At 72.8% G+C, this 20168-nt stretch carries 17 protein-coding genes; 12 read left to right on the plus strand and 5 right to left on the minus strand.

Features of this window, described 5'->3' with window-relative positions; genetic code table 11:
- Positions 1-143 precede the first annotated feature (143 nt).
- The 4 genes from ACGFRF_RS22510 to ACGFRF_RS22525 are packed head-to-tail and all read right to left on the minus strand — an operon-like array spanning position 144 to position 5039.
- Positions 144-1160 carry a DUF5914 domain-containing protein gene (locus ACGFRF_RS22510; RefSeq protein WP_393742549.1) on the minus strand — a complete coding sequence of 339 codons (1017 nt, stop codon included), beginning with the start codon at positions 1158-1160 and terminating at the stop codon, positions 144-146.
- Complete coding sequence (locus ACGFRF_RS22515; RefSeq protein WP_393742551.1) at positions 1157-2176, minus strand: phytoene/squalene synthase family protein; 1020 nt, start codon at positions 2174-2176, stop codon at positions 1157-1159. Before ACGFRF_RS22515 ends, ACGFRF_RS22510 begins: the two co-directional genes overlap by 4 nt.
- Complete coding sequence (gene crtI, locus ACGFRF_RS22520) at positions 2173-3714, minus strand: phytoene desaturase family protein (RefSeq protein WP_393742553.1); 1542 nt, start codon at positions 3712-3714, stop codon at positions 2173-2175. Before crtI ends, ACGFRF_RS22515 begins: the two co-directional genes overlap by 4 nt.
- Positions 3711-5039 (minus strand): polyprenyl synthetase family protein, encoded by a 1329-nt coding sequence (locus ACGFRF_RS22525; RefSeq protein ID WP_393742555.1) that lies wholly within the window; start codon positions 5037-5039, stop codon positions 3711-3713. The genes crtI and ACGFRF_RS22525 overlap by 4 nt, the downstream gene beginning before the upstream one ends.
- Positions 5040-5280: 241 nt before the next feature.
- Here ACGFRF_RS22525 and ACGFRF_RS22530 point away from each other — a divergent pair, with 241 nt between their 5' ends.
- From ACGFRF_RS22530 to phzG, 10 genes are all read left to right on the plus strand, one after another.
- Entirely contained in the window at positions 5281-6489 is a 1209-nt protein-coding gene (locus ACGFRF_RS22530) for a lycopene cyclase family protein (RefSeq protein WP_393742704.1), read from the plus strand.
- A 103-nt stretch (positions 6490-6592) separates the two neighbouring features.
- Positions 6593-7324: a class I SAM-dependent methyltransferase gene (locus tag ACGFRF_RS22535; protein WP_393742557.1), complete on the plus strand. Its 732-nt coding sequence runs from the start codon at positions 6593-6595 to the stop codon at positions 7322-7324.
- The gene (locus ACGFRF_RS22540; RefSeq protein ID WP_393742559.1) at positions 7321-8913 is read left to right on the plus strand and encodes an FAD-dependent oxidoreductase; all 1593 of its coding nucleotides are present in this window, start codon (positions 7321-7323) and stop codon (positions 8911-8913) included. Before ACGFRF_RS22535 ends, ACGFRF_RS22540 begins: the two co-directional genes overlap by 4 nt.
- A gap of 399 nt (positions 8914-9312) precedes the next feature.
- Positions 9313-9756, plus strand: a complete 444-nt coding sequence (locus tag ACGFRF_RS22545) for an NAD(P)-binding protein (RefSeq protein ID WP_393742561.1) — start codon at positions 9313-9315, stop codon at positions 9754-9756.
- Between the two features lie 142 nt (positions 9757-9898).
- The gene (locus tag ACGFRF_RS22550; RefSeq protein WP_393742563.1) at positions 9899-10456 is read left to right on the plus strand and encodes a hypothetical protein; all 558 of its coding nucleotides are present in this window, start codon (positions 9899-9901) and stop codon (positions 10454-10456) included.
- Positions 10457-10650: 194 nt separating this feature from the next.
- Entirely contained in the window at positions 10651-11826 is a 1176-nt protein-coding gene (locus ACGFRF_RS22555; protein WP_393742564.1) for a 3-deoxy-7-phosphoheptulonate synthase, read from the plus strand.
- Between the two features lie 69 nt (positions 11827-11895).
- Positions 11896-12519 (plus strand): isochorismatase family protein, encoded by a 624-nt coding sequence (locus ACGFRF_RS22560; protein WP_393742566.1) that lies wholly within the window; start codon positions 11896-11898, stop codon positions 12517-12519.
- Positions 12516-14447, plus strand: coding sequence for a chorismate-binding protein (locus ACGFRF_RS22565; protein WP_393742568.1), 1932 nt, complete (start codon positions 12516-12518; stop codon positions 14445-14447). The genes ACGFRF_RS22560 and ACGFRF_RS22565 overlap by 4 nt, the downstream gene beginning before the upstream one ends.
- 266 nt (positions 14448-14713) lie before the next feature.
- Positions 14714-15553, plus strand: a complete 840-nt coding sequence (locus ACGFRF_RS22570; protein WP_393742570.1) for a PhzF family phenazine biosynthesis isomerase — start codon at positions 14714-14716, stop codon at positions 15551-15553.
- Complete coding sequence (phzG, locus tag ACGFRF_RS22575) at positions 15546-16250, plus strand: phenazine biosynthesis FMN-dependent oxidase PhzG (RefSeq protein ID WP_393742572.1); 705 nt, start codon at positions 15546-15548, stop codon at positions 16248-16250. The genes ACGFRF_RS22570 and phzG overlap by 8 nt, the downstream gene beginning before the upstream one ends.
- Positions 16251-16512: 262 nt before the next feature.
- Here the strand turns inward: phzG and ACGFRF_RS22580 are convergent, their stop codons facing one another.
- Positions 16513-17607, minus strand: coding sequence for a methyltransferase (locus tag ACGFRF_RS22580; protein ID WP_393742574.1), 1095 nt, complete (start codon positions 17605-17607; stop codon positions 16513-16515).
- Between the two features lie 326 nt (positions 17608-17933).
- Between ACGFRF_RS22580 and ACGFRF_RS22585 the strand changes: the two genes are divergently transcribed.
- Both ACGFRF_RS22585 and ACGFRF_RS22590 read left to right on the plus strand, forming a co-directional pair.
- Positions 17934-18422, plus strand: coding sequence for a PhzA/PhzB family protein (locus ACGFRF_RS22585; RefSeq protein ID WP_393742576.1), 489 nt, complete (start codon positions 17934-17936; stop codon positions 18420-18422).
- A 206-nt stretch (positions 18423-18628) separates the two neighbouring features.
- Positions 18629-20089, plus strand: coding sequence for a multicopper oxidase family protein (locus ACGFRF_RS22590; RefSeq protein WP_393742578.1), 1461 nt, complete (start codon positions 18629-18631; stop codon positions 20087-20089).
- Positions 20090-20168: the final 79 nt, after the last annotated feature.

Here is a 20168-nt window from a genome sequence, read left to right on the forward strand (position 1 = left end):
CTTCCCTTCGGCGAACGCGCCGGACCGCACGAGGCACGGCCGGCCCGGGCCGGGTGGCGGACCCGGCGACCGCGTCCGGGGCCGCGGGCTCAGCGCATCCCGAAAGGGCCCGCGCGTACCGCGCCCCGGCCAGGCGCAGGGGATCAGCCGGGGAAACGGCCCGTGGAGCGCAGGAGCCAGCGGCGCTCGGCATAGGCCAGGTCGTCGCGCCACAGGCGTCCGGCGGCGGCCCGGACGAGCGGGCGCAGCACCGGGGCCGCCCGGCGCGCGACGGCGAATCCACGGCGGTCGGAGGCCGCGACGACGGCTTCGACGACCGCCGTGCGCGGCCGGCCCCGCTCGTCCGGACCCAGCGGCGTGGCATGCGTCTCGACGACGGAACCCCGGCCCTCGCCGTCGACGATGTGCATGACGACCGTGCGTGGTCCGGGCGCGGTGAAGACGGCCCGCACCGGGACGACGAGCCGCCCCGCCACCTTGAAGGAGACGTCCACGACGAAGCCGTCGTCCGGCCCGCCACCGGAGGCTGCCGGTGCGTCGACCACCGTCAGGTCGACGAACGAATAGGGGTGGAACCACGCCCCGTGCCAGGGATCCAGACGATTGGCCACGACATCCTCAGGCTCGCACACGCCCATCGCGACATAGACGGCCGACAGGGCCCGGGCGAGGTCGGGACGGCGGGGCACCACCGGCTCGTCCAGCGGTGGCTCGCCGCCGACCTCGTCCAGCCGTACCCACAGCAGAACACCGTCGTCGTGCACCGGCAGCGGGTGCCAGTCGGCGAACGAGGTGCCGTCCAGGGCCAGCCCGTGCCAATGACACACGAGGGTGCCACAGCGCACGGGGCTGTCCCCCAGCGGAGCACCCAGATGCGGACACACGCCCGGCCCGGCCACCGGACGGCCGTCGGCGGCCCGCCAGACGACCAGCTCCCGCCCCGCGACGGTCCGCGCCAGGGGACGGTCGTCGCCAAGACTGCGCGAGGCGCCCACGACGTACCAGTTGCCGGACGGACGGGTCTGCGCCCGTTTCAGCGCCCCGGCGATCAACGCCGGCTTGGCGTCGCGCCACGTGGGCCGCTGCCCGTCCCAGGCGACGGGGTGCCGGCGCAGGGAGAGCGGGAGACCTCTCCGCCTGCCCGGCCGGGCGGGATTCACGCGGCCTCCTGATGCACGCACGGGGTCACCGGGCCGGCGGGCAGCGGGCTCGCTTTCACGGCTCCCCCGCGGTGAAGGTCGCCGCGGGCGCGCAACCGTGCCGCGACCACCCGGGCGAGCCCGTCCGCGGCGACCACGGCGCGCCGGCGCCGGGGAACCACCGCCCGGCGGTGCAGCACCGCGTAGCCGTCGCGGGCGACTGCGTCCAGAATGCCGCCGTACAGGACGAACGCGGTGCGGATACAGGGCCGGGACACCGGATCCAGCATGCCGAGACCCGGCGCCGCATCCCGGTAGACACCTCTGGTCAGCGCTTCGAACTCCTTCAGCACGGCGGTGACGCGGGCGTCGGTCCGGCCCGTGTCGCGGCTCCAGCGCAGCAGGGCGCGGTCGACACCGTACGCGTGGAGCAGATCGGCGGGCAGGTACACCCGGCCGCGGTCGAGGTCCTCGCCCACGTCCCGCAGGAAGTTGCTCAACTGGAAGGCCACGCCGAGGGCGGCCGCGTGCGGCGCCGCCTCGTCACGGGGAACCACCGTGCCCAGGACCGGCAGCATCTGCAACCCGATGACGGCCGCGGAGCCGTGCATGTAGGCGCGCAGGTCGGCGTAGGTGGGGTAGTCCGTGACCACCAGATCGGCGCTCATGGCGGTCATGAAGTCGCGGAAGTACGCGTGGGAGATGTCGTAGCGGCGAGCGGTGTCGGCGAGCGCGTACACCACCGGTTCGGGGCTGTGCCCACCGCGCAGTCCCTCGTCGAGGCTCTCCTGGAGCCCGGCCAGCGCTGCTCCTCGCTGGTCGGCGCGGATCCCGGGGTCGAGCGAGTCGACGATGTCGTCCGCCCAGCGCGCGAAGCCGTACAGGGCGTGCACGGCCGGCCTGCGCTCGACGGGCAGGAGCCGGGTGGCGAGGAAATACGTCCTGCCGTGGCGGGCGTTGAGGGCGCGGCAGTGGCGATAGGCCGTGCGCAGCGCCGCGTCGGTGATCCCCGCCGCGTCCAGTTCGCGGTCGGTCATACGGCGTTCTCCTTCGTGGGGGGCGGTGACGTGCGCGCGCGTGCGGAAAAGGGCTGGGGGAAGCCGGTGATCCGTGCCGCGGCCAGCTTTCCCGACAGCAGTACGGTCGGCACGCCGACGCCCGGGGTGGTGCCGCAGCCCGCGAGGACGGCGTTCTCCGTGCCGCGCACCAGGTTGCGCGGACGGAACGGACCGGTCTGGGCGAAGGTGTGCGCGGCCGAGAACGGGGTGCCGGCCGCGTGCCCCTGGGACTGCCAGGTGGCCGGCGTGACGAGGCACTCCTGCTCGATGGCGGCCTCGATGCCCTCGAGGCCGCGCCGCTCCAGTTCCCGCAGCAGCTCGCAGCGGTAGCGCGGCGCGAGATCGGTCCAGGCCCGCGCCCCGGGCCCCACCTCGGTGTTGGGACAGGGCGCGAGGATGTAGTGCAGATGGCGGCCCGGGGGCGCGAGCGTGGGATCGGTGGCGGTGGGCCGCGTGACGAGCAGCGAGGGATCGCTCATCAGGCGGCCGGTACGGGTCAGTTCCTCGAAGGTGCGGTGCCAGGCGGCGCCGAAAAGGATGGTGTGGTGGGCCAGTTGGGGCCAGGTGCGGTCGGTGCCCGCGTGCAGGACCACCGCGGAGGGGGAGTGGCGCAGCCGCAGCGGGCGTCGGGGCCGGCGGCCGAGCAGACCGTAGGCGACGGGCAGGTCCGGGGTGAGGACGACGGCGTCGCAGGGGATCCGGGCCTGGTCGGTGACGACCGCCGTGATCCGCTCGCCGGAGCGTTCCAGACGTGTCACCCGCTGTCCGAACCGCAGTTGGGCGCCCGCGTCGGCGGCCGCGTCCGCCATCGCCTGCGGCAGCGTGTGCATACCGCCCCGGGGGAAGTAGACGCCGGCGACGGTGTCCATGTAGGCGATCACCGCGTACGCCGCCAGCGCCCGGGCCGGGGGCACCCCCGCGTACAGGGCCTGGAAGGAGAACACACGGCGCAGCCGCTCGTCCCGCAGGAAACGGCCGATCCGGGCGTCCAGACCGCCGAAGCCGCCGAGGGCGGCCAAGCGCGCCAGGTCACCGTTGAGCAGACCCAGCGGGGAATCGAAGTTGGCGTCGATGAACCGGCGCATCTGTACCCGGTAGAGCCGCTCCAGCCACCCCCGCAGCCGCCGGTAGCCCGCCGCCTCCGCGGCACCGGCGAATCGCGTCACCTCCGCGGCCATGGCATCGGCGTCGGTGTGCACGTCGAGCGAGCTGCCGTCGGCGAAGCGGGCGCGGTAGGCGGGATGCAGCGCGACCAGTTCGACGCGGTCGTACAGACTGTCACCGACCGCGGCAAACGCCTCCTCTACGAGGTCCGGCATGGTCAGCACCGTGGGACCGGTGTCCACACGGTAGCCCACGAGATCCAGGCGTCCGGCACGGCCGCCGGGCAGCGGGTCGCGCTCCACGACGGTGACGCGGCGGCCGGCGCCCAGCAGGTGCAGGGCGGCCGACAGCCCGGAAAGCCCGGCGCCCACGACGACGACATGGTCACTGGGACCGGGCAGGGTGCGGCTCATACGCGGGTCTCCTCGCCGGCGGCGATCAGGGGCACGGCGACGTCGTGGTCCGGCTCGGACGTCCACGCCCCGGCGCCCGGCCCGGTCGGCGTGCCGGACACCGCGACCACGAGCAGCTCGCGCAGGCGGCTTCCGGCTTCCCGGTCGAGCAGCGCACCGTCGAAATGGCGGAGTCCCTGGGCCACGAGGCGGCCGATCTTCGTCTCGACCCTGGCTCGGGCACCGGTGCGTTCCAGGACCTCCCGCACCTCGTCGAGGCCCTCCGGGGTCAGGTCGCCCTTGCCTAGCGACCGGTCGAGCACGGCCAGGGCCGCCCGGTCCCCGGCCGCCTCGGCCCCGGCGAGGGCCAGGGCGATCAGGTAGGTCGGCTTGCCCTCGCGGATGTCACCGCCCGCGGACCTGCCCGTTCGCTCCGCATCGGCGAAGACGTCGCTCAGGTCGTCGCGCAGTTGGAATGCCAGGCCGATGCGGCGGCCCGCCGAGCACAGGGCGCCCGTCGTGGCGTCGTCCGCCCTCGCCAGTGCCGCGCCCAGTGCCAGGGGCCGCTCGACGGAGTACAGGGCGCTCTTGAGACAGGCGGAGCGCAGCGCCCCCGGCAGCGAACGGGACGCCGTGACCTGTCCCTGGACATCGAGGTACTGCCCCGCCACCATCTCCGTGCGCAGGTCGCTCCACAGACGGCGCACCACATGCTCGGTGCCGGCGGGCAGAGCCGTCTCGGTCACCAGGTCGTCCGCCCACGCGAGGGCGAGATCCCCGGCAAGGACGGCCGCCGCGTCCCCGAACCGCGCGACACGGCCGGGCCCGGCGGTACGGGCGTACTGGGCGCTGACGTCCGCGTGCAGGGCGGGCCTGCCCCGGCGCCGCGGCGAACCGTCCATCACGTCGTCCTGGACGAGCGCACAGGTCTGCAGCAGCTCCAGCGCGGCTCCCAGCCGCAGGGCCGCCATGGTGGACGCGTCGTCGCCGCCGCAGGCGCGCAGTGCCCACCAGAGCAGTCGCGAGCGGACGCGTCTGCCGCCCCGCCGGGTGAAGTGCGCGACCCGCACGGCGAGGTCGTCGGCGAAGAGCGGGTCCACGCTCCGGGCCCGGTCGATCCGGTCGGCCAGCACCTCGTCCAGCACCCGGCCCACGGCCGCGTACACGTCCCGGTCGACGGCGCGCGCCGCACCGGCCCCGGCCTGGCCCGCCGCCACCTGGTCGGCGGCCGTCCCGGTGCCAGGGCCGTCCGGGCGCACCCGAACAGGTGAATGCGGCAGGGCGACCGGTCGGGTAGCGGCCGGCGGGCCGGCCGCGTGATCATCCGTCGCCTGGGTGGGGCGCATCGCGGTTCCTCTCCTCGTGCTCGCATGTCGCTCCGCTGACCAGACCTTCGCTCCGGGAGCCGCGCGCGGATGCGGCAACGGACCCGAAGCTCGCGGACGCACGGTGCGGGACATGCCTTCCACGCTCGTCGCTCCCGGCGAGAGCCGCCTGTCGCATTCGAGTGACCTGCATCCGATCGGGCACACGGGCGGGAACACCGGCCACGTGCGCAACGCAAGGCGCGGGAAGGAGGCAGCCGTCGTGCAGGAGACGGAGGTGGCGGTCGTCGGCGCGGGAGCGGCCGGACTGTCCCTGGCCCACCGGCTGTCGGGGGAACTGCCCGGCAGCCGTACGCCATCGGTGGTCCTCGTGGACGCTCCGCCCGGACCGCTGCGGCCGCCGAGCCGGACATGGTGCTTCTGGGAGAGCGGCCGGAGCCGTTTCGAAGCCGCCGTCACCGCGAGCTGGCGGGTCCTGCGCGTGCGTCCGCCGACGGGTGCCCCGGTCACCGGGGACATCGCGCCCCTGCGCTACAAGATGATCCGGTCCGACGACTTCGAGGACCTCGTCGCACGGGAGCTGGCGCGCAGCCCGAACGTGCGGCGCCTGGAGGCGAGCGTCGAGACGGTCGAGGACATCACCGGGGGAGCCCGGCTCGTCCTGCGGACAGCCGACGGCCGGTCGCGTCTCCTGCAGGCCCGCTGGGTGCTCGACTCCCGCCCGCTGGGCAGTCTCCCGGCGGCCCGTACCACCCTGTTGCAGCACTTCCACGGCTGGTTCGTCCGCACGGCCCGGCCCGTCTTCGACCCCGCAACCGCCGAGCTGATGGACTTCCGCACCCCGCAGCCCGGCGACGGCCTGTCGTTCGGCTACGTGCTGCCCACCGGCCGCCACGAGGCCCTGGTGGAGTACACGGAGTTCTCCCCTCGCCTCCTGACGGCGAACGGATACGAGTCGGCCGTGCGGCACTACGTCGAGGACGTCCTGCGGCTCGGCGACAGCGAGGTGATCGCGACCGAGACCGGGGTCATCCCGATGACGGACGGCCCGATGGCCAGACAGGTCGGGCAGTCCGTCTTCCGCATCGGAGCCGCCGGCGGCGCCACCCGCCCGTCGACCGGATACACCTTCGCCGGACTTCAGCGCCAGACGCGGGCCGTCGCCGCCGCCCTGCGCCGAGGCGACCGCCCCATGCCGCCACCGGCCCACTCGGCCCGCTCCCGGGCCATGGACGCCGTACTGCTGCGGGCCCTGGCCAGCGGCCGGGTCGACGGCCCGGCACTCTTCTCAGGGATGTTCGAGCGCCTGCCCATGAATCGGGTCCTGCGCTTCCTCGACGGGCGCACCGGCCTGCTGGAGGATCTCTCCATCGGCTTGCACACACCGATCGGCCCCATGCTCCGTTCGGCGCTGGAGCTGCCCGGCCTGCCCCGCCGCCCCTGCGACCTCCCCTGCCCCGTTCCCCGCTGAGCCGTTGCCCTCCGAGCATGTCCCGTTGCTTGCTGAGCCGTACCCCTCGACCCCAGTGCCGTTGTCCGCCGAACCGACCACCGCTGCCGCACCTGGAGACCGCATGGACCTGCTGCGCGACGAGGACCTCGCCGCCGCGTTCGATCACGCCGCCCGCAGTTACGACACGCTGGTGGCCGCCAACCCCGGCTACCACGCGCACCTGCGCCGCTCGGTACGCCGCCTCGGTCTGCCCGGCTTCCAAGAAGGGCTGCGCGTGCTGGACCTGGGCTGCGGCACCGGCGCTTCGACCGCCGCGCTGCGTTCCGTGCTGCCGGGCGCGGACATCACGGCCGTGGACGCCTCCGCCGGCATGCTGGAACGAGCCACGGCCAAGCCGTGGTCGGCCGGTGTGACCTTCGTGCACGCCCCGGCGGAGGGTCTGCCGCAGGCCGGGGTGACGGGCCCCTTCGACGCGGTGTTCGCCGCCTACCTCTTCCGCAACCTGTCCGATCCCGACGCCGTGCTCGGTCGGGTACGCACGCTGCTGGCACCGGGGGGACGACTCGGAGTGCACGAGTACACCCTCAGCGGCCGCCGCACGGATCGCGCGGTGTGGACGCTGGTGTGCCGTGGCATCGTCCAGCCCGTCGCCACCGTCCTCGGGGACGGCGGGCTCTACCGCCACCTGTGGCGCAGTGTCGTCGAGTTCGACACCGCGGAACGGTTCGCCGAACGGATCCGCGCCGCGGGACTGCACCAGGTGAGAGCACTTCCGCTGCCGGGCTGGCAGACGGGCATCGCGCACACCTTCGTCGCCTGCCGCGCCGATGCCGCCACGGAGACCGGGCGATGACCGGCGCCCACCGATCCGACGGCGCTCCCCGACCCGACGGTGCCTACGCATCCGGCGGCGCCCGTCGCGGTCGGGACCGTCAGGCCCGTCTCCTGCCACCCCGCCCGGGAAGTCCACGCATCGACGGCCCCCGCCCCACGACCGCCGTCGTCGGCGGCGGGATCGCCGGACTGGCCGCCGCCACGGCACTGGCCGAACGCGGAGTGGGCGTGACGCTGTACGAGCGGGAGGCGTACCTCGGCGGCCGCGCCGGCGGATGGCCGGTCGACCTGGCGGACGGTTCCACCGTGACCATGAGCCGCGGCTTCCACGCCTTCTTCCGCCAGTACTACAACCTGCGGGGCCTGCTGCGCCGTACCGATCCCCGGCTGCAACGCCTGACCGCCCTGCCGGACTACCCGTTGCGGCACAGCAGCGGCCTGCGGGACAGCTTCCGCCACGTCCCGCGCACCCCGCCGTGGAGCGCCCTCGGTTTCGCGGCGCTCAGCCCGTCCTTCGGCCTGCGGGACCTGCGCGCGCTGCGTCCCCTCGCTGCCCTCCCGCTGCTCGACGTACGCGTCCCCGAGGTGTACGAGCGCCTCGACGGCACCAGTGCCCACGACTTCCTCGAAGCCGTGCGGTTCCCGGAAAAGGCCCGCCACCTGGCGTTCGAGGTCTTCTCCCGCAGCTTCTTCACCGACCCACGGGAGCTGTCGGCCGCGGAGATGGTGCTGATGTTCCACATCTACTTCCTCGGCTCCGCCGAGGGCCTGCTGTTCGACGTGCCCCGAGCGCCCTTCCCGGCCGCTCTGTGGGATCCGCTCGCCGACTATGTACGGCGCCACGGTGGCGACGTACGGACAGCGACGGCCGTCGAGCACATCGCGCGTACACCGGACGGCGCCTACGTGCTCACCGCGGGCGGCGCGCAACGGCGTCATGACACGGTCGTGCTCGCCCTGGACGCTGCCGGGCTGCGGTCCCTCGTCGGCCGCTCCGGCCAACTGGGCGACGCGCCGTGGCGCGAGCGGATCCAGAGGCTGCGCACCGCACCGCCCTTCCTGGTGACCCGCCTGTGGCTGGATCGGCCCGTGGACCCCGGCCGACCCGGGTTCCTGGGCACGAGCGGTTACGGCGGCCTCGACAACATCAGCGTGCTGGAACGCTGGGAGGACGAGGCGGCTCGCTGGGCGGCGCGCACCGGCGGATCCGTCGTGGAACTGCACGCCTACGCGGTACGGCCGGACGCCTCACGCGACGTCGAGCAGAAGCGCCTGACCGAGGAGTTGCACCGTGTGTACCCGGAGACGCGGCGGGCCACCGTCGTCGACGCGCGCCACGAATGGCGTCAGGACTGCCCGTCGTTCCCCGTGGGCGGTTATCGCGACCGGCCGACCGTGCGTACGCCCGAACCCGGTCTCGTCCTGGCCGGCGACCTGGTGCGCACGGACCTGCCGGTGGCGCTGATGGAGCGCGCTGCGACGAGCGGATTCCTCGCCGCGAACGCGCTGCTGGAGCGTTGGGGGGTGCGCGGGCAGACACTGTGGACGGTGCCGAACCAGGGACGCGGCGCGCTGCTGCGTGCGCTTGCCCGGTGGGGAGGCGGCTGAAGAACGCACTGCGTGCCGCGCCGGGGCCGCGGAACAAGGACAGCGCACGCCCGGCCGCGCTGCGTCCGGCCCGCCCAGACCGTCCGAATGGTGCTGGTCCGGTCGCACCGGTCCCGTCCCCTCGACGCCCGCCAAAGCTCTCATCGCGCCCCTCTCGAGCATCGCTTGAGAGGTCACTGCCGCCCGGCACCCCGCGCGGGCCGTGCGCACCCGCCCCTGACCGTGCCGCCGTGAGCCCCGCCACCCGGCACATCGGTGCTGAACACCGCCGGGTACGCACGGCCCCGGACGCCGCCGTCGCCGCGCCCCCGCCCGCGGGCACCCGCCGGGCACACCCTGTCCTGACGACGGCCGCGCGCCGCATGATGCAACTGTCACGCACAGGGGAAGGCGGCCGAGTTGAAACTGGACGCACGTGTTGCCGGCGCCGGCCACGGCCATGCCGTGGTGATCGGCTCGAGCCTGGCCGGGCTGACCGCGGCCCGGGCTCTGGCCAACTTCATGGACCGGGTCACCGTCATCGAACGCGACCGGCAGCCGTCCGGCTCCGGCAGGCGCCGAGGCGTACCCCACGCACGGCACACGCACAGCCTCATGACCGCCGCCCAGCAGGGCCTTGAGCAGCTGTTCCCCGGCATCGGTGACGACCTCTCCCGCGCCGGAGCGGTCCGCGTCCGCATGCCCGAGGACACGCTGCTCCTCGGCCCCGGGGGCTGGCTGCCTCGGTTCGACTCGGGCCTGTCGATGCTGAGCGCCGGCTGCGACCTCATCGACGGGGGGTGGTACGCGACCGGCTGCGCGCCGACCCCACGGTGGGCTTCCTGTACGAGCACGAGGTCGTGAGCCTGCAGCCCGGCCGCAACGACACGGTCACCGGCGTATGGGTGCGCCGCCGCGACCGGCACGCCCCCGATGGCTGGCCGAACTCGGCTACGAACCCCCCGGGGAATCGGTCGTCGCCGCCCGGACCGCCTACGCCTCCGCCGTGTTCGCGCCGCCCATCGGCCATGTCGCCGACTGGAAAAGCCTGTTGCTCATGGCTTCGCCCGGCCATCCGTGTCAGGGCATGCTCAACCCCGTGGAAGGCGGCCGCTGGTCGGTGACGCTCTGCACCGCTGACGGCGAGCCGGCGCCCACCGACCACGCAGGGCTGCTGCGCGCCGCGGGCAACCTGCGCCACCCGCTCCTGCGCGAGCTCATCCAGGCCGCCACGCCGCTCGGCCCGGTCTACGGCTGCACCCACGGCGAGAACCGCTGGCGCCACTACCAAAAGCTGCGCCGCTGGCCCGACCAGTACCTCGTCGTCGGTGACGCAGGTGATCGGACGACGGGTCATCCGCGTCGCATCCATCGCGGCCCACCGGCCCGGCCCCACAACGGCCTGCGGCCGGCCGCGCGCACGCCCTCGTCCTGGCCGGGATGCCCGCCAACTGACCGAGCGCATAATTCCCGGCGGATTATCCACTGCATTCCTGAAAACCGGTCACCGATATTCGTATACACCGATGGTGTCCCGATCGAATGCGCCTCGAGTGCTAATTGACCATTCGTGGATCTTCATTGCGGACACTTGTCTCCTGGTGCAGGATCGCTGACGGGATCATGTGTGCCGAGAGCAACCTGTCGGAATCATTTTTCCTGTCCATTGAGTTGCTCGAAATAAATGGGACGACCCAGCAGAACCGCGAGCTCATGAACCCCTTCCAGCGGTGCGGGCGCTCGGTATCGGAGATCTTCATGGAAGACGTCATACGGGAGATTCGTATCCGCGGGGCATTACAGCAGCCCGAATGGAGCGACCTGCGGCAGGTGAGCCGGGTGACCGAGGCACTCGCCCAACGCCCCACCCTCGTGCGGGCCGACGACGTGGCCACGCTGCGGACCCTGCTGGGCAAGGTGGCGCTCGGCGAGGCCATGGTGCTGCAGAGTGGTGACTGCGCCGAGGACCCGGGGGAGTGCACCCGCGACCACGTCGCCCGCAAGGCCGCACTGCTCGACCTGCTCGCCGGGACGCTCGGCCTGATCACCTGCAAGCCCGTCCTGCGCGCGGGACGGATCGCGGGCCAGTTCGCCAAGCCCCGCTCCCAGCCCACCGAAGCCGTCGACGGCATCGAACTCCCCGTCTTCCGCGGCCACATGGTGAACGGCCCGGAGCCTGACCACGACAGCCGCCGCCCCGACCCCTTGCGGATCCTCACCAGCTACATGGCCGCCTGCGACATCGTCGAGCACCTGGGCTGGCGGGACCGCGCCGCCCGACGCGACACCGTCGAGCCGGTGGTGTGGACCAGCCACGAGGCGCTCCTCCTCGACTACGAGATGCCCATGCTCCGCACCGACGAGGCGGGACGGCTCTTCCTCGGCTCGACGCACTGGCCGTGGATCGGCGAACGCACCCGCCAGGTCGAGGGCGCCCACGTCGCCCTGCTCGCCCAGGTGAGCAACCCGGTGGCGTGCAAGGTCGGACCGGCCATGGAACCGGGTGAACTGCTCGCCCTGTGTGAGCGGCTCGACCCCTGGCGCGACCCCGGCCGGCTCACCCTCATCGCACGGATGGGAGCCGACCGCGTCAGCGACCGGCTGCCCCGCCTCGTCGAGGCCGTACGCGACGCCGGCCACCCCGTGGTCTGGCTCACCGACCCCATGCACGGCAACACCGTGACGGCACCCGGCGGCCGCAAGACACGGCTCGTACCGACCGTCTCGCTCGAAGTGTCCCGCTTCGTCGAGGCCGTGCGCGGCGCGGGCGGCGTCGCCGGTGGACTGCACCTGGAGACCACGCCGGACGACGTCACCGAATGCGCCGCCACCGAGGCTGGCCTCGACTCCGTGGGCGAGCGCTACACCTCGCACTGCGACCCCCGCCTCAACCCGTGGCAGGCCGTCGCCGTGGTCTCGTCCTGGGCCGCCTGAAGGCGGCCCGTGCGCACGAGGTCGCGCCGCGCATCCCCTCACCGACCCGGCAAGCCAGGAACTGGAGCCATGACCGGCATACCCCCCATCGACCCGTACCCGCTGCCCGCCGAGGGCGACCTGCCCACCCCCGTCGTGCACTGGAACGCCGATCCCGACCGGTCGGTCCTTCTGGTCCACGACATGCAGCGCTACTTCCTCGCCCCCTTCCCCGACTCCATGCGCCAGGAACTCGTGCGCGGCGCGGCGCGGTTGCGCGACCGCTGCGCGGCCCTGGGCATCCCGGTCGCCTACACCGCCCAGCCCGGCGGCATGGATGACGGACAACGCGGTCTGCTCAAGGACTTCTGGGGCCCGGGCATGCGACCCGAACCCGCGGACCGCCAGGTGGTCGACGCCCTCGCGCCGGCCGCGGACGACTGGCTGTTCACCAAGTGGCGCTACAGCGCGTTCTTCCGCACCGACCTGCTGGAGCGGATGCGCGCGGAGGGCCGTGACCAGCTCATCCTGTGCGGCGTCTACGCCCACGTCGGCGTGCTGGCCACCGCCGTCGACGCCTTCACCCACGACATCCAGCCGTTCCTCGTCGCGGACGCCACGGCGGACTTCACCCCCCGCCACCACCGCTCGGCACTCACCTACGCCGCCGAGTGCTGCGCCAAGGTCACCACCGCCAAGGGGCTGTTCACATGACGCGCCGTCCGCCGCGGACACCCGGCCACGACAGCGCCGGCGACCTGCTCCAGCAGGTGCTGAACGACCGGCCGCAGCCCTACGCCCTGCTGCACCGGCCCGCCACGACGGGACCCGGCATCGTGGAGGTGCTGGCCGGCTCGGTGTCCTGGCCGGCCACGCTCGCCGACATCCCGCTGCCCCCGACCCCGGACACGGACACCGGTGCGCACCACGAGGTCCTCGTCGTCGTTCCCTACCGGCAGCTCAGCGAGCGCGGCTTCGCCTGCGCCGACGACGCCACGCCCCTGGTGGCCATGACGGTCACCGGCCAGCAGCGGCTGCCGCTCGCCCAGGCGCTGGCCCGGATCCCCGATGTGCCGACCCCGCTGGCGGGCGCGGACTTCGACGTCGACGACGCCGCCTACGAGGAAACGGTGCGCCGCATCGTCAAGGAGATGATCGGCACGGGGGAGGGCGCGAACTTCGTCATCAAGCGCACCTTCGTCGCCGACATCACCGACTACGGCACGCACAGCGCCCCCGCCCTCTTCCGCCGGCTCCTGGAACGCGAGTCCGGTGCCCACTGGACGTTCCTGATCGACACCGGCACCCGGATCCTGGTCGGCGCCTCGCCCGAGCGGCACGTCAGCCTCGAGGGCGGCACGGCCGTCATGAACCCCATCAGCGGCACCTACCGCTACCCGCCCTCCGGGCCCACGCTGCCGGGCGTGCTGGACTTCCTCGCCGACCGCAAGGAGACCGACGAGCTGTACATGGTCGTCGACGAGGAACTGAAGATGATGGCCCGGATCTGCCCGGCGGGCGGCCGTGTCGTGGGCCCCTACCTGAAGGAGATGGGCCGGGTCGCGCACACCGAGTACTTCATCGAAGGGCGCACCGGCCGCGACGTGCGCGACATCCTGCGCGAGACCATGTTCGCCCCCACCGTCACCGGCAGCCCGCTCGAGAGCGCCTGCCGCATCATCCACCAGTACGAACCGGGGGGCCGCGGCTACTACAGCGGCGTCGCCGCGCTCATCGGACGCGACGCCGCCGGCGGGCGGGTCATGGACTCCGCGATCCTCATCCGCACCGCCGACATCAACCGCGAGGGACGCATCGACATCGCCGTGGGCGCCACCATCGTGCGGCACTCCGACCCCGCCTCCGAGGCCGCCGAGACCCGCGCCAAGGCGGCCGGACTCGTCGCCGCCCTCGACGGCGGCCATGCGCAGCGCTTCGCCGACCACCCCAGCGTGCGCCGGGCACTGGAGCGACGCAACGACTCCCTCGCCGCCTTCTGGCTGTCCGACACCGCCGAGCGTGTCTCCGCGCTGCCCGGGCTGGCCGGCCGCAGCGTCCTCGTCGTGGACGCCGAGGACACCTTCACCGCCATGATCGACCAGCAACTGCGTTCCCTGGGACTGCATGTGACGGTCCGCCGCTACGACGAGGAGTACGCCCTGACGGGCCACGACCTGGTCGTGATGGGGCCCGGGCCGGGCGATCCGCAGGAGAGGGCGCACCCGAGGATGCGGCACCTGCACACCACCGTCGAGACACTGCTGCGCACGGGCCGGCCGTTCTTCGCCGTGTGCCTCAGCCACCAGATCCTCGGACTCAGGCTCGGACTGCCGCTGCGCCGCAGGACGGTGCCCAACCAGGGGGTGCAGAAGGAGATCGACCTGTTCGGGAACCGGGAACAGGTCGGCTTCTACAACACCTTCGCCCTGGTCAGCGAGGAGGACACGGTCACCGTGGACGGGGTGGGTCCCGTCCGGGCCAGCCGGGACGCGGCCACCGGGGAGGTCCATGCGCTGCGCGGACCCCACTTCGCCTCCCTGCAGTTCCACCCCGAGTCCGTGCTCACCCGGGAAGGGCCCCGCATCGTCGGCACGCTCCTGTCCGGCCTGCTCGCACCGGCCCGTACCGCCGACCCGGCCTGACCCCCAGCCGATCCGATCCACCCCCGATGCGCCCGGCCGGGGGCCGCCCCGCGCCCCCCCCCCCCCCCCCCCCCCCCCCCCCCCCCCCCCCCACGCCCCCCCCCCCCCCCCCCCCCCCCCCCCCCCCCCCCCCCCCCCCCCCCCCCCCCCCCCCCCGGGGGGGGGCCCGGCCCCCCCCCCCCCCCCCCCCCCCCCCCCCCCGCCCCGCCCCGCCGCCGCAAGGATTCCCGGCGAGGCCCGCACCCGTACCACGAGTGGGAGAACCCATGCACACCTATGTCGTGGTCGACGCGTTCGCGCGAACGCCCCTCACCGGCAACCCGGTGGCGGTGTTCTTCGGCAGCGACGACCTGACCGCCGACCGGATGCAGCGCATCGCACGGGAGATGAACCTCTCGGAGACGACGTTCGTGCTCACACCCCGGCAGGACGGCACCGACGCCCACGTGCGGATCTTCACCCCGGTCAACGAACTCCCGTTCGCAGGACACCCGTTGCTCGGTACCGCCATCGCCCTGGGCCGACGCACCGACGCCGACCGGCTGCGGATCGAGACCGCCATGGGCGTGATCCCCTTCGAACTCCGGCGCGCGGGCGGTACGGTCGTCGCGGCGAGCATGCGCCAGCCGGTGCCCGTGTGGGAGCCCTTCGACCGTACGGCCGAACTCCTCGAGGCCCTCGGCGTCGGCGACTCCACGCTCCCGGTGGAGATCTACCGCAACGGCCCGCGGCACGTCCTGGTCGGCTTCGACAGCATCGAGGCCCTGTCGAAGGTGGACCCCGACCACCGCGCCCTGGCCCGGTTCCCCGACATGGCCGCCAACTGCTACGCGGGATCCGGCCTCTCCTGGCGCAACCGCATGTTCTCGCCCGCCTACGGAGTGGTGGAGGACGCCGCCACCGGCTCCGCGGCCGGTCCCATCGCCATCCATCTCGCCCGGCACGGTCTCGCCGCCTACGGGCAGCGCATCGAGATCACGCAGGGCGTCGAGATCGGCCGTCCCTCTCCCATGGGTGCGCTCGTGCACGGGGAGGGAGACCGGGTCGACTCCGTCGAGGTCTCCGGCCACGGCGTCGTCACGATCGAAGGGGTGCTCCATGTCTGACCTGTCCCCCGCGCACCAGGCCCCCGGCACCACGCCGGACGAGGCCCGCGTGGGTTCCACCCGCTCCGAATCGCTCACCGGCACCGTCACGGTGGAGTTCCCCGAGTTTCTCGCACCGCCCGCCGAGCCGATGCGCCTGCTGACATCGTGGCTGGAGACGGCCACCGTGCACGGGGTGCGTGAGCCCCGCGCGCTGGCTCTGGCCACCGCCGACACCCGCGGCCGCACCTCCTCCCGCATCGTGGTGGTCACCTCCGCCACCGATGACGGCCTGGTCTTCACCACCCACGCCGACAGCCGAAAGGGCCGCGAACTGGCCGACAACCCCTGGGCGTCCGGCGTCCTGTACTGGAGGGAGACCAGCCAGCAGATCACCGTGGCGGGCCCCGTGCAGCGGCTGTCCGACGCCGAGGCGGAGGCCCTGTGGTGCGCGCGGCCCGTCTTCACCCACGCCATGACCACCGTCTCCCGGCAGAGCCGGCCGGTCGAGGACCTCGACCACCTCGCCGAACTGCGCGTGCGGGCCCGCGAGCTGGGCGAGCCGCAGCGGCCGCTGCCACGCCCCGCGACGTACGCGGCCTACCGCCTCGCTCCCGCCGCCGTGGAGTTCTGGGCCAACGGCACCGACCGGCTGCACGAACGGCTGCGCTACGACCGCACCGGCCACGGCTGGCGGATCACCCGCCTCCAGCCCTAGCAACCCCGCCGTACGCGGCCGCGGCACTCACCCCGCGACCGCGTACGCCGCCCGGCGGATCGGTCCGGAAGACACCCCGGCACCACCGCGCTACGGCATCGCACGTCCGTCCGTCCCACGGACCGAACAGGAGCTGTACTCGCGTGCGAGGGCCCTGCCCGATCCGAAACGACCGGCGTCTTCAGGTCACCACCGCGGTGTGGGCGCGCACGCCGATGGGGCACGAGAGCCACCGCCTTCATGTCACGCCGGCCGGGTGCGCTCAGTCGGCCGGGACCGCCTCCATCACCGACGCGTGCGGCGAGGGCTCCAGTACGCGCACGACGGTGAAGCCGCCCGCCGTGAGCAGCGCTTCGTACTCCGCACGGGTGCGGCCCTTTCCGTTCAGGACCGTCATCATCAGCATGTCGATGGTCTTGCCCGGGTGCGGCTCGTTGCCCGCCGGGATCATGGCGTTGACGGCCAGCAGCCGTCCGTGCGCGGGCATGGCGCGCCGACAGGTCCGCAGGATGCGTACGCACTCCTCGTCCGGCCAGCTGGCCAGCACGTGCTTGAGGAGATAGACGTCGGCGCCGGCCGGCACGGAGGTGAAGAAGTCCCCGCCCTGAGCGCTCCAGCGTCCCACCAGCTCCGGGAGGTCCAGGACATGCCCGGCCACCACGGAGGGGAGGTCGAACAGGGTGCCCGTCATGTGCGCGTTGCGCCGCAGGACCGCGCGCAGCAGACCGCCGCGCCCGCCACCCACATCGACCACGCTCTTGGCGTCGGAGAAGTCGAAGGCCTCGGCGACGTCGTTGCTCAATGTCTCGGAGAACGCCGCCATGCTGGAGTTGAAGGCCTTGCCCAAGTCCGCGTCGGCCGCGACATGGTCGTAGAAGGGGACGCCGTACAGGTGCTCGAAGGCGGTCGTTCCGGTGCGCACCGCCTCGTGGAGGTGGCCCGCCGACTCCCAGAAGACCGCCTCGCCACGGACCATGATGTAGTCCCGCAGCGACCGCTCCGCGTGGGTGCGCAACGGCTCGGCGAGCGGGGTGAGGTGGAAGCGGCCCTCCTCGTCCTCGCGGAAGACACCCTTCGTGGCCAGGAACCGCAACAGCCGGTACAGGTAAGGGCCGTCGACCTGCGCCGCCTCGGCGAGTTCGTCGGCCGTGCGGGGGCCGTCCGCGAGGTGGTCGGCGATGGCGAACCGCGCGGCGGTGTGCAGAGCCGCCGAGTACACGTATCCCAGGGCCAGCTCGAGCAGTTCGCCCGTCACCGCCTGCTCGGCGGCGGCCGGACCGGGTGGCCGCCCGCCCGCGCCGTGCGGGGTGGGGGTCGTCTTGGAAACCGCTGCGGCCTCGGGGCGAGCGCCTGCCATCGGATCAGGTCCCCTTTCTCGTGCCCTGCGAAGTCCAGGGACGCGATGGTCGTGCACGCGGACTGGGCATGCGTGTCCCAGCCTGCACGTGGCACATCGCGTTCCGCTCGAGACCGACGGGAGTCACGCCCCGGCCCGTCGCGGACCACGACCGACACACCGCCCCACAGCCCCCGGCCCCCTCTGCGCGGCCCGCGCCCGCCGCCGGGGTATGTGCTCCGGCACACCATCGCCGCAGGTCCTCGAACACTTCTCGACCCGGTCCCAAGCCGCGGCAACGACACTCATGCCTGCTTCGGCCCGTTGACACACCGCTGGGGGAGACCATGGCTGACGACGCACCGCACGGCTTCACCGACGCCGTCGAACTGCGGCGCAAGAACCGCGCCACCGTCGAGAAGTACCTGGCGGACACCAAGGGGCCGGCCCGTCTGAAGCGGCACGAGCTGTTCGTCGAGCACGGCAGCGGCGGCCTGTGGACCAACGACACCGGGGAGCCCATCGTCATCGAGGGGCGCGACCGCCTGGCCGAGCACGGAGTCTGGTCGCTGGAATGCTTCCCGGACTGGGAGTGGTACAACATCCAGGTCTTCGAGACGCAGGACCCGAACTTCTTCTGGGTCGAGTGCGACGGCCACGGAAAGATCCGCTTCCGGGGCTACCCCGAGGGCTACTACGAGAACCACTTCCTGCACTCCTTCCAGCTCGACGACGGAAAGATCGTGCGGAACCGCGAGTTCATGAATCCCTTCGAGCAGCTGCGCGCGCTCGGCATCGCCGTCCCCACGATCAAGCGCGAGGGCATTCCCACCTGAACAGGCCCGGCACGGCGCGGCCGACGACGCCGCGAACCGGCAGCCGGCCCACACGCATACAGCGGCATCCGGGCCCTTCGAGCCGGCCCGGATGCCCCGGCACGTCTCGCACCGCACCGCACACCGGCAAGGCACCCGTCCCGGCTGACCGGCTCCTTGCAGATCCACCGGTTCGACCAGGCACCACCCAAGGAGGACGACACATCATGGTCACCAGACGCCGTGTGCTTGCCACGGGAATCGCGGCCGGATCCGCGGGACTCACCGGGGCCTCGCTGGTACCCCTGCTCTCCGCCCGCGCCGCCGAAGCCGCAGACGCACCGGCGACCGGGACCACACCCCTGGCGATCGAGCTGTTCAAGGTGCCCATGCCCCTCATCCCGGTGGCGAAGCCCGTCTCCACCGCCGGCGGCGTGGACATCTACGAGAGCACCACGCGCAAGGTCACCAAGGAGATCCTGCCCGGCATCCAGACCGACGTACTCACCTACGACGGCCAGTTCCCCGGCGCGACCATCAAGGCACGCAAGAACCGCCCCGTCGTCATCGTCCAGCGCAACGGGCTGGACGTCCCCATCTCACGCCATCTGCACGGCGCCTCGGTCCCGCGGGACAGCGACGGCGGCCCGATGGAGACCATCGAGCCGGGCGGCAAGCGGGTGTACACCTACCCCAACAAGCAGCCGCACGCCTCGCTCTGGTACCACGACCACGCCCACCACGTGGAGTCGGAGAACGTCTACCGTGGTCTGCAGGGCAGCTATCTGATCTGCGACGACACCGAGGCGGCCCTGCCCCTGCCCAAGGGCCGGTACGACGTGCTGATCCAGCTGCGCGACGCGGACTTCGACGCCACGGGCCAGCTGGTGTACGCCATGAGCGACCGCAACCGCAACACCCTCCTGGTGAACGGCGCCCCCTACCCGTACTTCGAGGTCGCCGCCCGCAAGTACCGGCTGCGCTTCGCCAACACCTCCAACATGCGCTTCTACGAGCTGCGCCTCGCCGACGGCAGCGACATGGTCCAGATCGGTTCCGACGGCGGACTGCTCCCCAGCCCGAACACCACCAAGTCCGTCTACCTGTCCTCCGGTGAACGCGCCGACGTCGTCATCGACTTCTCGCGCTACCCGGTCGGCACCCAGGTGGTGCTGCAGAACACCGGGGGCCGCGGCCCCCTCGAGCAGGTCGGACAGGTCATGCGCTTCGACGTGACACACACCGCCGAAGACCCCAGCTCCGTCCCCTCCGTGCTGCGCACCCTGCCGCCGCTGCCCACCCCCACGGCCAACCGCACCGTCGTGATGCGCATGGACGAGGACGGCCGCCTCAACCCTGCGGCGTACATGGACGAGAAGCTGTACGACCCCGAGCGGATCGACGCCGGCGTCCGCTACGGCGCCAGCGAGATCTGGACGGTCACCAACGCCAACGTCAAGGCCCCGCACAACTTCCACATGCACCTGGTGCAGTTCCGGGTGATCGAACGCAACGGCAACGCCCCGGGGCCCGCCGAGTCGGGCCTGAAGGACACGGTGGTGCTCCAGCCCGGTGAGACGGTCAAGCTCCAGGCGACGTTCGACACCTACACGGGGGATTACGTGTACCACTGCCACATGCTCGACCACTCGGCGATGGGCATGATGGCGACCATGAGGATCCGCTGACCCCCCAAGACGGCACACCGGCAGGGGCCGGCCCGCACCACCGGGCCGGTCCCTGAGCCGCTGTGGCGATCGGCCCTTG

Origin of the sequence: Streptomyces sp. NPDC048521 (assembly GCF_043199855.1) — a bacterium.
Lineage (GTDB): Bacteria > Actinomycetota > Actinomycetes > Streptomycetales > Streptomycetaceae > Streptomyces.

Excerpts from the sequence above, each read along its gene's own strand:
- ACGFRF_RS22515 (WP_393742551.1), bottom strand. The coding sequence starts at position 2,176 with ATGACCGACCGCGAACTGGACGCGGCGGGGATCACCGACGCGGCGCTG.
- crtI (WP_393742553.1), bottom strand. The coding sequence starts at position 3,714 with ATGAGCCGCACCCTGCCCGGTCCCAGTGACCATGTCGTCGTCGTGGGC.
- ACGFRF_RS22525 (WP_393742555.1), bottom strand. The coding sequence starts at position 5,039 with ATGCGCCCCACCCAGGCGACGGATGATCACGCGGCCGGCCCGCCGGCC.
- ACGFRF_RS22535 (WP_393742557.1), top strand. The coding sequence starts at position 6,593 with ATGGACCTGCTGCGCGACGAGGACCTCGCCGCCGCGTTCGATCACGCC.
- ACGFRF_RS22540 (WP_393742559.1), top strand. The coding sequence starts at position 7,321 with ATGACCGGCGCCCACCGATCCGACGGCGCTCCCCGACCCGACGGTGCC.
- ACGFRF_RS22555 (WP_393742564.1), top strand. The coding sequence starts at position 10,651 with ATGGAAGACGTCATACGGGAGATTCGTATCCGCGGGGCATTACAGCAG.
- ACGFRF_RS22560 (WP_393742566.1), top strand. The coding sequence starts at position 11,896 with ATGACCGGCATACCCCCCATCGACCCGTACCCGCTGCCCGCCGAGGGC.
- ACGFRF_RS22565 (WP_393742568.1), top strand. The coding sequence starts at position 12,516 with ATGACGCGCCGTCCGCCGCGGACACCCGGCCACGACAGCGCCGGCGAC.
- ACGFRF_RS22570 (WP_393742570.1), top strand. The coding sequence starts at position 14,714 with ATGCACACCTATGTCGTGGTCGACGCGTTCGCGCGAACGCCCCTCACC.
- phzG (WP_393742572.1), top strand. The coding sequence starts at position 15,546 with ATGTCTGACCTGTCCCCCGCGCACCAGGCCCCCGGCACCACGCCGGAC.
- ACGFRF_RS22580 (WP_393742574.1), bottom strand. The coding sequence starts at position 17,607 with ATGGCAGGCGCTCGCCCCGAGGCCGCAGCGGTTTCCAAGACGACCCCC.
- ACGFRF_RS22585 (WP_393742576.1), top strand. The coding sequence starts at position 17,934 with ATGGCTGACGACGCACCGCACGGCTTCACCGACGCCGTCGAACTGCGG.
- ACGFRF_RS22590 (WP_393742578.1), top strand. The coding sequence starts at position 18,629 with ATGGTCACCAGACGCCGTGTGCTTGCCACGGGAATCGCGGCCGGATCC.